At 65.2% G+C, this 12742-nt stretch carries 12 protein-coding genes; 8 read left to right on the forward strand and 4 right to left on the reverse strand.

Features of this window, described 5'->3' with window-relative positions; translation table 11 throughout:
- Positions 1-17 precede the first annotated feature (17 nt).
- Positions 18-1466: a M20/M25/M40 family metallo-hydrolase gene (locus AC3IQ7_RS19425; protein WP_489207076.1), complete on the reverse strand. Its 1449-nt coding sequence runs from the start codon at positions 1464-1466 to the stop codon at positions 18-20.
- Positions 1467-1640: 174 nt separating this feature from the next.
- Here AC3IQ7_RS19425 and AC3IQ7_RS19430 point away from each other — a divergent pair, with 174 nt between their 5' ends.
- The 3 genes from AC3IQ7_RS19430 to AC3IQ7_RS19440 all read left to right on the forward strand — a co-directional run bounded on the left by AC3IQ7_RS19430 (position 1641) and on the right by AC3IQ7_RS19440 (position 3838).
- Entirely contained in the window at positions 1641-2171 is a 531-nt protein-coding gene (locus AC3IQ7_RS19430) for a GNAT family N-acetyltransferase (RefSeq protein ID WP_099378762.1), read from the forward strand.
- A 120-nt stretch (positions 2172-2291) separates the two neighbouring features.
- Positions 2292-2738 carry a glycine zipper 2TM domain-containing protein gene (locus tag AC3IQ7_RS19435; RefSeq protein ID WP_099378761.1) on the forward strand — a complete coding sequence of 149 codons (447 nt, stop codon included), beginning with the start codon at positions 2292-2294 and terminating at the stop codon, positions 2736-2738.
- Between the two features lie 149 nt (positions 2739-2887).
- Complete coding sequence (locus AC3IQ7_RS19440) at positions 2888-3838, forward strand: PP2C family protein-serine/threonine phosphatase (protein WP_489207077.1); 951 nt, start codon at positions 2888-2890, stop codon at positions 3836-3838.
- Here the strand turns inward: AC3IQ7_RS19440 and AC3IQ7_RS19445 are convergent.
- On the reverse strand, positions 3819-4238 hold the full coding sequence (locus tag AC3IQ7_RS19445; RefSeq protein ID WP_099378759.1) for a DUF2177 family protein: 420 nt from the start codon (positions 4236-4238) through the stop codon (positions 3819-3821). The genes AC3IQ7_RS19440 and AC3IQ7_RS19445 overlap by 20 nt on opposite strands.
- A 346-nt stretch (positions 4239-4584) precedes the next feature.
- Between AC3IQ7_RS19445 and AC3IQ7_RS19450 the strand changes: the two genes are divergently transcribed.
- The 5 genes from AC3IQ7_RS19450 (at position 4585) to AC3IQ7_RS19470 (ending at position 11384) form a co-directional block, all read left to right on the forward strand.
- Positions 4585-6189 (forward strand): FHA domain-containing protein, encoded by a 1605-nt coding sequence (locus AC3IQ7_RS19450; RefSeq protein WP_489207078.1) that lies wholly within the window; start codon positions 4585-4587, stop codon positions 6187-6189.
- 385 nt (positions 6190-6574) lie between these two features.
- Positions 6575-7177, forward strand: a complete 603-nt coding sequence (locus AC3IQ7_RS19455) for a metal-dependent hydrolase (RefSeq protein WP_489207079.1) — start codon at positions 6575-6577, stop codon at positions 7175-7177.
- 105 nt (positions 7178-7282) lie between these two features.
- The gene (locus AC3IQ7_RS19460; RefSeq protein WP_322427787.1) at positions 7283-7810 is read left to right on the forward strand and encodes a sigma-70 family RNA polymerase sigma factor; all 528 of its coding nucleotides are present in this window, start codon (positions 7283-7285) and stop codon (positions 7808-7810) included.
- Positions 7810-8778 carry a FecR domain-containing protein gene (locus AC3IQ7_RS19465; protein ID WP_489207080.1) on the forward strand — a complete coding sequence of 323 codons (969 nt, stop codon included), beginning with the start codon at positions 7810-7812 and terminating at the stop codon, positions 8776-8778. The genes AC3IQ7_RS19460 and AC3IQ7_RS19465 overlap by 1 nt, the downstream gene beginning before the upstream one ends.
- A 128-nt stretch (positions 8779-8906) precedes the next feature.
- Positions 8907-11384, forward strand: a complete 2478-nt coding sequence (locus tag AC3IQ7_RS19470; protein WP_489207081.1) for a TonB-dependent siderophore receptor — start codon at positions 8907-8909, stop codon at positions 11382-11384.
- A 6-nt stretch (positions 11385-11390) separates the two neighbouring features.
- Here the strand turns inward: AC3IQ7_RS19470 and AC3IQ7_RS19475 are convergent, their stop codons facing one another.
- Both AC3IQ7_RS19475 and AC3IQ7_RS19480 read right to left on the reverse strand, forming a co-directional pair.
- Positions 11391-12278: a pirin family protein gene (locus AC3IQ7_RS19475; RefSeq protein WP_489207082.1), complete on the reverse strand. Its 888-nt coding sequence runs from the start codon at positions 12276-12278 to the stop codon at positions 11391-11393.
- Positions 12275-12673, reverse strand: a complete 399-nt coding sequence (locus AC3IQ7_RS19480) for an OsmC family protein (RefSeq protein WP_322427782.1) — start codon at positions 12671-12673, stop codon at positions 12275-12277. Before AC3IQ7_RS19480 ends, AC3IQ7_RS19475 begins: the two co-directional genes overlap by 4 nt.
- Between the last annotated feature and the right edge of the window lie 69 nt (positions 12674-12742).

Here is a 12742-nt window from a genome sequence, read left to right on the forward strand (position 1 = left end):
GCACGCGTTGCTGGCGCTTACTCGCCCTGCTCCGGCGCGCGGCCAATCTCGCCGTCGATATTGGCCAGGAACCAGGCCAGCGACGACATCAGCGCCACGTTGCGCTTCAGGTTATCCGGGTCGACCTTGTCCAAGGTGTCGGCCGCCGTGTGGTGGTAGTGGAAGTAACTGTGGCTATCGACCAGCGGCTCGAAGCTGGGCACGCCGCCCGTTTCCAGGCGGTGCAAGTCCCCCGTGCCCAGCGCGTCCCGGCGCGTGAACGCGTGCGCGCCCATCGGCAGCAGCGCCGCGCGCAGGGGCGCGAACAGTTTTTCCGACTTCGGCCCCACGCTGGCGAGGATGCCGAACGGGCGGCCGGCGCCGCTGTCCATCTCGATGGCCGCATATTGCTTGCCGAGCGCCTGCTTGTGGGCCTCGAAATAGGCCTGGCCGCCACGGCCGCCGTTTTCCTCGTTCATCCAGGCGATCACGCGGATGGTGCGGCGCGGGCGGTAGTCGAGCTTTTTCAGGGTCTCCACCACGCCCATGGCCGCCACCACGCCGGCGCCGTCGTCGTGCGCACCGGTCGCCAGGTCCCAGGAGTCGAGGTGGCCCGAAACCACCACCACTTCGTCGGCCTTGTCCGTGCCCGGCCAGTCGGCGATGACGTTGTAGCTGTCCGCTTCCGGCAGGTTTTGCGGCGTCAGGGTCAGGTGCATTTTCAGAGGGCCGCGCGCGGCCAGGCGGCCCATCAGCAAGGCGTCTTCCACAGTGACGGCCGCGGCCGGAATGCGTTTATTCTCGTCGAGACCTGTGGCGCCCGCGTGCGGGATGCGGAAATCGGCGCCGCCGACCGAGCGCACCAGCGCGGCGGCCGCACCCAGGTCGGCCGCCGCCTTCGGTCCGAGGAAGCGCGAGCGCGAACCCTGGCCATAGGTGACGCCGGCCAGGCCCCGCTCGGCCATCTCCTGGTCGAACGGCGTGTCGATCAGCACGATAGCGCCCTTCACTTCCGCCGCGCGGGCCTTGAGTTCTTCCAGGCTTTTGACGATGATCACGGGCGCCGTCAGGCCGGCGGCCGGCGTGGCGCCGGAGCCGCCCAGGGCGGTGAGCACCACGCGCTGGCTGACGCCCTGCGGACGGCCGGCGTAGTCGACGATTTCCGCTGTTTCCACGCCGCGCACCCAGTGCGGCACTTTCACGGGCTGCAGGGTGACTTTGGCGCCCAGCTGGCGCATGGTGTCGGCCACTTGCTGCACGGCGGCGGCGGCGCCGGCGGAGCCGGACAGGCGCGGGCCGATCAGATCCGTCATGTCGGCCAGGCGGGCATATGCCCAGTCGCTTTGCAGCGCGGTGTCGCGCACCTGTGCCAGCGCTTGCGGCGTATTGCCTGGCGCGGCGGCAAAGGCGCCGGCGCTGACGATGCAGCCAAGGGCAAGGGATACTGCGGAACGGCGCAGTGGCGCGCCAGTCAGGATGCTATGCATGTGTTCAAATCCAGTCTACGAGGTCGGAGCGGGTACGCCGTGGCCATGGGCAAGGCGCGACTTTTTCTACGATAGCGTATTTATTCTGTCATTGCAGCAACTTTTACGGCATCGATTGCCTGTTTCCCCAAGAGTCGATTACCATCAGGATCGTGATCGCTACCGGAAACCGCCATGCTCAAGGGAACACTCTGTACCGTCCGGCATTTGCAGGCCGCCGACCTGAATACCTATATTTCCCTCGTCAACGACCTGCCTTCGCGCGGCGAGTTTTTCTCGATGCAGTTCAAGTCGCCCGAGGCCATGCGACGCGACTTCCTGCAATCGGGCTTCGTGACAGAGGATAGCGAACTGTTCCTCATCGAAGATCACGCCCAGCACATCATCGGCACGATCACGCACTTCAAGAGCCGCACGCCAGCCTCGCGCGAGATCGGCTACCGCCTGTTCGACCGGCAGCGGGACGGACGCGGCTACATCAGCGAAGCGACGCGCCTGTTGGTCGACTACCTGTTCAACGCCTATCCGTATCACCGGCTGGAACTGCTGATGGACCCGCTGAACATCGGTTCCGAGCGCATCGCGCAAAAGAATGGCTTTACCCAGGAAGGCTTGCTGCGCCAGGCCTTCTTTATCAATGGCGTGATGCGCGATGTCAAAATGTACAGCCTGCTGCGTCCCGAATGGCAGGCACGCCTGCGCTGACTTGTTACCGCCGGGGCAGGATTGTAATAAGTTGTATTAGACGTGGAACATGCCGGCGACAGCAGATATAGTCCACTCCATGCAGATCATTGTGATCTCGCCGGAATGGAAGGAAATGCCATGTTGAACAAGAAACTCCTGGGTGCGGTAATGGTAGCGGCAGTGGCTGTGTCTTCGGCCGCAGTCGCCGGTGACCGCGACTTCAATACCGTTGCAGGCGCCGTTGTCGGAGCGGCCATTGGCAACAGCACCGGCGGCCGCAATGGCGCGATCGTCGGTGGCGTGCTTGGCGCCGCCGTCGGCAACAGCATCAGCACGAATGACCGTTATTACGACCGTGGCGGTTATCGCGGCGGTTACCGCGAAACCTATTATGCGCCTGCGCCGCAGCCCGTGTATTACGCCCCTGCCCCGCAGCCAGTATATTACGCGCCGCCACCACGCTATTACGGCCCGCCTGCTGTCGTCTACGTGCAACCGGGCCGCGGCTACTACCGCGACCATGGCCGCCGCGACTATTATGACCACGACCATGGCCGTGGCCACGGCTGGGGCCATCGCCGTTAAGCACCGCCCTGCACTTGCACCATGAAAAACCTGCGCCAGCCTGCTGCCGCAGGTTTTTTTGCGAAATGAGCAAGGTATCGCGCCCACACAATATCGGCTAAGCTGTGTCCTATGATCAACATTGCTGGCCGCCTGGACCGCACCAACCGATGCATTTAATCAAAGACGAGCTCGACTTCGGCGCCTGGCTCGATGCCGCCGCTGGCACCAGCGTAGGTGCCGGCCCCCTGCCGCGCCGCGAAAACCAGGACAACTTCCTGCTGATCGACGCCAGCGGCCACGCCGTCTGCCTGTCGCGGCAGGCGCCGTTCCACTGCCAGGTGCCGGGCTGGCCGCGCGGCCACGTGCGCGCCGCCGTGCTCGACGGCATGGGCGGCCACGGCCACGGGCGCGAAGCGGCGGAAGCGGCCGTTCAAGGCTTGCTGGCCATGCCCGCCTGCCTCGACACGGTCAGCCTGGCGACCAGGCTCGACGAGTTGCACACACGGCTGCAGGACAGTTTCGCCAGTGCCGCGCCAGCCCAGGCGCGACCGCCCGGCACCACCCTGACCTTGCTGGAAGTGCCGCCCGGCGAAGCGCCGCTGCTGTATCACGTGGGCGATTCGCGCCTGTATGAAATCGCCGACGGCACGGCCAGCATCCTCACCGTGGACCACGTGCCGGCCACCGTGTACGCCATGCGCGGCGCGCTCGACGAGACGCGCTGGCGTGCCGCCGTGCATGGCGAGCACCATCCGCAAATCTCGCAGGCATTCATTTTAGGTAACGCCATCAGCGACAGCTTGCAGCTCGACAAGCCCCTGCGCAGCCTCGATGCAGCCACCTTGCCGCCCTTCCTCGCGCACCTGGGCGACCGCCGCGTGCTGCGCGTGCGGCCCGGCGCCCACTATCTGCTGGCCAGCGATGGTTTCTGGGCTTGCGAGGATCCGCCAGCTCTCACGGCCCGCTGGCCCGCCCTGTGTGCCGGCAAGACTGCGGCACAGGCCGTCAGCGCCCTGTTCGACGATTTCCTCTCGCATCCGCCAAAAGGCTTGCATAGCGACAACATTACCGTGGTGGCGCTGCGCTTCGATGCGGAATTCACCGCCCCAGGCGGCTAGCAGCCAGATAACCGGCCGACGCCGACACGGACGACAGCACGGCGCCCCAGGCCATGTCGATCACCGTCAAGGCCAGCGGCCAGTCGCGCAAGGTCGCATAGTTGCTCAAATCATAGGTGCCGTAGGCAAGCAGGCCGAGCAGCGCCCCCAGCGCTGCCGCCGTGCGTCCGCGGCGCACGCGCAGGCCGGGCAAGATGGCGAAGACCAGCAATCCCGCCACGTACAGCAAATAAAACAGCACGGCCGGCGCCCAGCGGGGAGACTCCGCCAGTAACGGCCCCAGCGCCGCGGCGTACACGGGTTTCATCAGCACCGCCAGCCACAGGGCATCGATGGCCAGGAATACGCACAAGGTGGCGCCATAGGCTATGGCAAGCTGGAACGGACGTTGGACAGGCATGGTCGTCTTTCGGCGTCAGGCGGCGTGTGGGGTAACGGTTGCACCAGCATAATGCAAAAATGCCGCGAGGCTCGCATCGCGCGCCTAAAATGCCCAGCCGGCACGCACGCGCATCGGTGGGAAAGAAATTCCATGCGATATCAAATTACATATCTAGAAAGATATAAAATGTGTTTTTGAGCAATAGTTTCCATGGCAGGCATGACAAGCTGTGATCAGGCGCATGAATTTGGGTAAAAAGAGCGCATTCCGGTGTCGTGAAAGTTGCCAAGCAAGCGCAAAAGCGCGTAAGCTCTCATGTATAACAGAGGGCAAAATGTCCCCGCTCGATTCGAGTCAGAATGTCATGAAAAAATGCAGCAACCCGGAGCACCCGCACTGTACGTTCTGGGTCTTGCCTGGGGAAACAGTCTGCGCGGGCAACCACCCGCAAGCAACGACTGCCCCCAGCAGCTACGACCTGTTGACCGCACTGCGCAGCGCCCGTTCCGAGCCATCGGCAACGGAGAATGCGCACGCCCCTGCTGCTGACGCCGTTACCGCACCGCTGATGGGCATAGTCGCGCCAGCGCTGCCCAGCCGCATTCCCACGGCGATGCCGGCGTCCACGCCAGCGGCTTCGCCTGCCGCCGTCGCCACGGTTGCCACAGCCGCCCATCCTGCTTACCAGCCCGTGCAAGCCCACCTGCACATCAGCGGCTTCGATCCGCGCGCGGCAGGCGGACGGCAAACATTAAAAATGGAATTGCGCGGCATGAGCGCCGCCTGCGCGCCGCAGCTGACCTTGCGCCTGCGCTCGGACCTGATCCCGCGCGGCCACGTGCAGCATGATTTCGTGCGCACCACGCGCGGCGACTGGCGTCCCGTGTTTGTCGAGTTTTCCTCGCGCAACAAGGAACACGGGCAATACCAGATCGAAGTCGAAGTACACAGCCACATCGATGGCGCCGTGGCGCAGAAATGGGTATGCACGTTTGTCATCCTCGTGCCACGCCGCGACGCCACCCTGACGGAGATCCACCAGATCTTCCTCAGCACCCACAAGAACGTGCGCGTGATGGCCGACGACGCGTCGATTGCCCGCGTCACGGGCGGCGACGGCTGCAACCTCGACGTGACGGCACGCAATGCCGGCATTGCCCACGTGGACCTGTCTGCGCCACAAGGCAAGATCGACATGGGCTTTACCACCATCGCCTGGGACGAAGAGTTGATCGAGGTCGACCTGCCCGCCGCCAGCCACTGCCATCCGCACCCGAGCCAGGCCGCCTGCCTCGTCAATGCGGCGCCGGAAGCGGGCGAACAGCGCCAGATCCGCCTGTTCGCGCTGGAAGAATGCATGCTGGGGCGTTTTGAGCTGGTCGACCCGGAAGCCGATGTGCTGCTCAGCCATTTCAGTCCCGACGGCCAGGACAACAATGGCTTGACGCGCCGCCTGTCGGGCCGCCACGCCATCATCCGGCGCGGCCAGCAAGGCTTTGAAATCGAGGACGTATCGCGCTATGGCGTGCTGCTCGACGGCGTATGGCCCGGCAAGCACAAGCCCGTCGCCCTGCGCCTGGGCATGCGCATCGAATTATCTGCCAGCATCAAGGGCATCGTCGTGCTCAGCGTCACGGCCCTGCTCGCGCACGGCGTGATCCTGCACCGCATCGACCACGGCGCCCGCGCCGAGTGTTTTTACCTGCTGCTGCCAGAAGCCCAGCCCACGCCGGCAAGCCACCTTGCCACGCCGCAGGCCAGCTGCCTGCCCGTGCTCTTCCACCGCAACGGTGGTTTCTGGCACATCGATACGGCCAGCGGAAAGGAAACCGCGCTGGCCCCTGCCACCGCGCTCGACAAGCTCAGCGGCTTTGCGCGCCATAACCGCTTCGCCAGTGAACCGTATCCGGAATGCTGGATCATCCGCACCGAAGGTGCTGCGCTGTGCGATAGCGTGCTAACCGCCTGATACAACGGCTCTCAAACACTAGCTAGCGCGGTACCAGTACCAGGAAAATCATCGACAGCCCAAAAATAAACACCGCTTCCAGCGTAAATACGATGGCGGGAATCTGCAATTCGCGCGGGATTTTCATGGCGACACCTCTTCAAAACACAGGACTGCTTTCAGCATAGCGCGCCCTGCGCCGATTACATTATCAGCCACACAACACAATTGACCGCCCGGCATGACTTGCCGAGTCCGCTGGCCAAGCTCTCCCGACACACAATTTAACAAATTATCGGCCGATATTCTGCAAATAGCACCCCTCCAAGCCCTTGCATACTGTATATTCATCCAGTTAATATCCCCTGCATTTCACACAGCGCCCGCATGGCGTTTTACATTTTCTATGGCTTCCAACAAAGCGCATCATGCGACCGGTTGGGCTGCCGGCGTGATCGCCGCGGCCCTGGTCGCGCACGCTGGCGCCGGTGGTCCCTATCAAGTGCTGAGCATGCTCGCCTTTGTCATGGGCGCGCTGGGCGGCACGGCGCCGGACTGGCTGGAAGTGGCCTGGTGGGCGCGCACGCACCGGCTGTGGATCACGCACCGCACATGGACGCACTGGGGCCTGGCGTGGATCGCCCTGCTCGTCTACACCTACCTGCAATTGCCGCACCACCTGTGGGCGCCGCCCCTGTTCGGCTTTGCCGCCGGCGGCATCATGCATCTGCTGGCCGACTGGCCCAATCCGCTGGGCGTGCCATGGATTTTCCGCCGCCACTCGCTGCGCTGGTGGAAAAGCGGCCGCCACGACATCATCGTCATCATCGCCGCCTGGCTGGCCGCCACCATCGTGGCCGATCACGTGTTTTTTGACGGCATCCACCTGCGCCGCACTGTGCTGGCGCTGGACAGCCTGCTGCACTGGTCCGCCGCTGCCCTGCAGCAAGCTTGGGCAAATCTGCAACAATGGCAGCTACGCTGGCGCCTGGGCGGCGACGCCAATTGACGCCGGCAGCGTGGCAATGTGATAATGAGTATCATTCTCAAACAGCCCAGCCAGCCGGCACCCCGCGTTCCGTCAGCCCAGCCCTTTCCTTGCCTGGAGAACGCAGTGAGTACCGTCAGTCCCGTCCATGCCGTCCATGCCGTCCACCTGAAAACCCTGTACAGCGAGCACCACGGCTGGCTGTATGGCTGGCTGCGCGGCAAGCTGGGCAACCGCGCCGAGGCGGCCGACCTGGCGCAGGATACGTTCTTGCGCCTGATGGGCAAGCGCGAGGTGACACCGCTGGCGCCCCTGCGCGAGCCGCGCGGCTACCTGGCGACCATTGCGCGCGGCTTGCTGATCGACCGCTACCGGCGCCAGGCGCTGGAGCAAGCTTACCTGGAAGCGCTGGCGCAGCAAGCCGAGCCTGTATCGATGTGCGCCGAAACGCATGCCATCATTATCGAAACCCTGCTCGCCATCGACCGCCTGCTCGACGGCCTGGGTGCCCGCACGCGGGCCATCTTCCTGCTGGCGCAAATAGAGGAGCTCAGTTATGTCGACATCAGCCGGCGCCTCGGCGTCTCCCTGCCCACCGTAAAAAAACACCTGGTGCGCGCCTATACGGAATGCCTGATGCTGGCGGCCGCCTGATGTTCGCCGCATCCGCCTCCCCTTCGTCGACTATCCCCCGCAAGGTGCTGGCCGCCGCCGCCCACTGGCATGTGGAGCTCCAGTGCGGCGGCGCCGACCCGGCAGCGCTGCAGGCATGGCGCGACGCCAGCGCAGAACATGAACGGGCCTGGGAGCTGCTGCAGCGTATGGACGGCCAGTTGGGCGCGATACCGGCAGCACTGGCGATTCCCGCCCTGCAGGCGGCGCAGCAGCGCCGGCGCGCGGCCGCCAAGATACTCGCGCTGCTGGTGGCAACCGGCGGCGGCATCGCGCTGGGCCAGGTGGGCCTGCAATCGGACCCATGGCAAGCCCTGACGGCGTCCTTGCGCACGGCGCCGGGCCAGCGCCGCCACGTCACCCTGGCCGATGGCGGGCGCCTGGAAGTGAATACGGATAGCGCCCTGGATGTCGCTTACAGCGCCACGCACCGCCGCATCCGCCTGCATCATGGCGAAATCATGATCACGACGGCGCCCGACCCGCGCCCCTTCCTCGTCGACACGCCGCACGGCGTGATCCGCGCGCTGGGCACGCGCTTCGGCGTGCGCTGCGATGGCGATGGCAGCACCGTCAGCGTCTACGAACATGCCGTGGAAGTGCGCTGCGCTGCGCGCCCGGATGCCGTGCGGCGCCTGGAAGCTGGACAGCAGCTACGCTTCAGCGCAACTGGCGCGGATGACGTGCAGACCATGCCTGCGCACCAGGACAGCTGGCTGCGCGGCATGCTGGTGGCGGCCGACTGGCCGCTGCAACAACTGGTTGCGGAACTGGCGCGCTACCGGCGCGGGCGTCTCGTCTGCGACACCAAAGTGGCGCGCCGCCCCGTCACGGGCACCTACCGCCTCGACGATATCGACGCCGTGCTGGAAAGCCTGTGCGCCTCGCACGGGCTGCAAGTGACGTACTTCACGCGCTACTGGGCCACGGTGGCGGCCCGCTCCACGTAATTATTTTCAGTTTTTTTGCGCCAGGGGTTGGTGTTTCGCTGCGCTGCTTCGGCTTCCTAGTTAAGTAGCCAATTCACGTAGCCGATTCACACGCCAATTCTTATCCCTTTAGAGCAGAAAGACCGAGCATGCAGCTGACCACCCCCGTCCTCCATCCCGCCGCGCGCGCCATCCGCCTGGCCGTCATCGCCATGGCTTGCGCCGCCCCCGCCGCCTTTGTCGCAGCACCCGTCCTGGCGCAAGGCCAGGCTGCCGCTGCAGCACCGCAAGCCTACGCCGTGCCAGCCGGCCCGCTGGCCACGGCCCTGAACGACTTTGCCGTCGCCGCCGGCGTCAGCCTGTCGACCGATCCCGCGCAGACGCGGGGCCTGCGCTCGCCCGGCGTGCGCGGCAGCTTCAATGTCGGCCAGGGTTTTGCCCAGGTGCTGGCCGGCAGCGGCCTGGAAGCCGTGCAGCTGCCGAACGGCGCCTATGTGCTGCGCCAGGCAGCGCCAGCGTCCGCAGCGGCGGCCGGCGTGGAAAAGACCATGGCGCCCGTGACTGTCAGCGCCAGCATGGAGCGCGACCCCGTCAGTGAGCACAGCAACTCGTATGCGGCGCGCGCCGTCACCGTCGGCAAGGGCGTGCAAACCCTGCGCGAAATTCCGCTATCCGTCAGCGTCGTCACGCGCCAGAAGATGGACGACCAGAACCTCAATACCATCGACGCCGTGCTGGCCAACACCACCGGCATCACCATGTACGACAGCCCCATGGGCGGGCGTTATGTGTATTCGCGCGGCTTCATGGTCGACACTTACCAGTTCGATGGCGTCAACCGCGCCATGTTCTACCCGCAGGCGAACAGTTTTACCAGCAACACGGCCATGCTCGATCGCGTCGAAATCGTGCGCGGCGCCACGGGCCTGTTGCAGGGCACCGGTTCGCCGGGCGCCGCCATCAACATGGTGCGCAAGCGCCCGCTGGCGGAAAAACAGGTGCAGCTGGCGCTCAGCGCCGGCCGCTGGAACGACGTGCGCGGCGAGGTCGACGTCACCGGCCCCCTGAACGAGGCGGGCAGCATCCGCGGCCGCGTCGTGGCCGCGCACGACCAGCGCGATTATTTTTATGACGTGGCCGACAGCCGCACCGACGTGCTGTACGGCGTGCTGGAATTCGACCTGGCGCCGGGCAGCAAGCTGACAACGGGCGCCAGCTACGAAAAACTGAAATCAACGCCGTTTTTCTCCGGCATGCCCCGCTACCTCGATGGCAGCGACCCGAAACTGCCCCGCTCGACCTACCTGGGCGCGGACTGGAACCGCTGGGACAGCCGTCAGACGGCCGCCTTCGCCGAATTCGAACACCGCTTCGATGCAGACTGGTCGCTCAAGGCCAGCGCCAACTACACGCGCGAACAGCATGACGTGAAATACATGTTCAACCTGGGCGCGCTCAATCCCGCCACCATGGCCGGCATGATGATGTACGCGGGCGTGTTCGACTACGGCACCACCAACAAGGGACTCGACCTGTCGCTCGATGGCAAATTCAACGCCTTCGGCCGCCGCCACGGCTTCAGCGCCGGTGTCAGCACGAACCGGCTGGAAAGCGACAGCGATTACAGCCTGGCCAAGATGCTGCTGCCCAACAGCGCGCTGCAACCGAATCACGGCGTGGCGGAACCGAGCGATGCCTGGATACGCAAGGAACAATATGGCGGCGGCCACAGCCTGACCACCATGACGCAGACGGGTGCCTATGGCGTGGCCCGATTCAGCGTCAGCGACCCGCTCACCGTGGTGGCGGGCGCGCGCGTATCGAATTTCAAATCGACCAGCGTGTACCGCGACACGGGCGAGGTATATCTCGATCCGTCCCGCGAAAACGGCGTCGTCACGCCGTATGGCGGCGTCATTTACGCGTTCGACAAGCGCTGGTCCGGCTACGCCAGCGTCTCCGACATCTTCCAGCCGCAAAACCAGCGCACGGCCGAAGGCGCCCTGCTTGAGCCGCTGAAAGGGCGCAACCTGGAGGTGGGCGTGAAAGGTGAACTGTTCGACGGCAAGGTCAATACCTCGCTGGCGCTGTTCCGCATCGAGCAGCGCAACCGCGCCGAGGCAGATCTGGTCAATATCTGCACCAGCGGCACGGAGTGCTATTTCTCGACCGGCAAGGTGCGCAGCGAAGGCGTCGATGCGGAAATCAGCGGCGAAGTGACGCCGGGCTGGCAGCTGTTCGCCGGCTACTCCCTGAACAACTTCAAATACCTGGAGCAGACGTCGGACGCAGGCGTGATGTTCGCCAGTACCTACTCGCCGCGCCACATGCTGCGCGCGTGGAGCGACTACCGCCTGCCCGGTGCCTTGCAGAAGTGGAGCGTGGGCGGCGGCGTGAACTTCCAGACGGAGAGCTCGCGCACGACGCGCGACGTGAAGGTGGCGCAAGGCGCGTATGCCTTGTGGAGCGCGCGCGCCGCCTACCAGATCGACCGCAACTGGACGGCGTCGCTGTCCGTGACGAACTTGCTCGACAAGCGCTACTACCAGACGGTGAGCGCGCCGGCGTGGGGCAATTTCTATGGCGAGCCGCGCAAGGCGCAACTGACCTTGCGCGCGCGGTTCTAATCCAGCTTATGCCGGAGGACGCAATGGCGCCTTCGGCAGCGGGATGAATTCCGTCTCGCCCGGCACACTGCCCATGCGCTGGGCGGTCCAGTCGTCGGCCGCCTGCGACAATCGCTCCTTGCTCGACGAGACGAAATTCCAGAACAGGAAGCGGTGGCCGTCCAGCGGCTCGCCGCCGATCACGACGAACTGCACCGGGCCGCCGCCTGCCGTCACCACGGGCGCGGCACCAGCTTCCAGCAAGGCCATGGTGTGCGGCACCAGCGCCACGCCATCGACCAGCACATCCCCGCTGATCGGATAAATCGCCGCTTCCGCCGGCAAGCCTTCCAGGCGCAACTCGCGCCCCGCCTGCAGCGCCACGTCCAGGTACACCGTCTGCATGTAGGTGCGCACGGGCGAGCTCTGGCCAAAGGCCGTGCCGATCAACACCTTCACGACGGCGCCATCGAGCGGCACCACGGGAATGTCGGCCTGCGGCGTGTGCGTGAAACTCGGTTCATCCTCTTCGTGCGCCTTCGGCAGCGCGGCCCACAGCTGCAAGCCGTGCGTGCGGTGCGGCTGACCCGCCAGGTCCTGTGGCGTGCGTTCCGAATGCACGATGCCGCGCCCGGCCGTCATCCAGTTGATGGCGCCCGGCTCGATGCGCTGGTACGAGCCGATGCTGTCGCGGTGGTCGATCGCGCCCTCGAACAGATAGGTGACGGTGGCCAGGCCGATATGCGGATGCGGGCGCACGTCGTGGTTGGCGTCGGGCGCCACGTCGATGGGGCCGAAATGGTCAAAGAAAATGAAGGGGCCGACGGCCTGTTTGACGGCGGAAGGCAACAGGCGCCGCACGACGAAGCCGCCGCCCAGATCCTTTTCGTGGCTTTTCAGGATCGCCGCGCTCATGCCAGCACCGTCGTCACTTCGGTGGTCACGGCCGTCATCAATTTATGCAGCGGGCATTTGCCGGCCGCGGCCAGCAATTCCTCGCGCTGCGCATCCGTCAGCTCGCCCGTCAGGTGCAGGGTGGCGGCCAGGCGGTACACACCCTTGCGCTCTTCGCTGGCATCGCGTTCGGTCGACACTTCCACGTGCTCCAGGGGGATGCCCTTGTGTTTGGCATACCAGACGACGGTGAGCGCCTTGCAGGCCGACAGGGCCGCGTCATACAGGTCGTGCGGCGACGGGCCGGCATCGCCGCCCCCTTCGGCCACCGAGGCGTCGGCGGAAATGATGTGATCGCGCACGTGCACGATGTGGCGCATGGCTTGCGACTGGTCGCGGATGGCTTTGATGGTCATGGCGTTCCTTGGTGCGTTTGGAAAGCCACAATTTACACCGTTTGCCCGCTTTGCGCAGCCCGCTCCCCC

It is taken from the genome of Janthinobacterium sp. GL_088 (genome assembly GCF_057837845.1).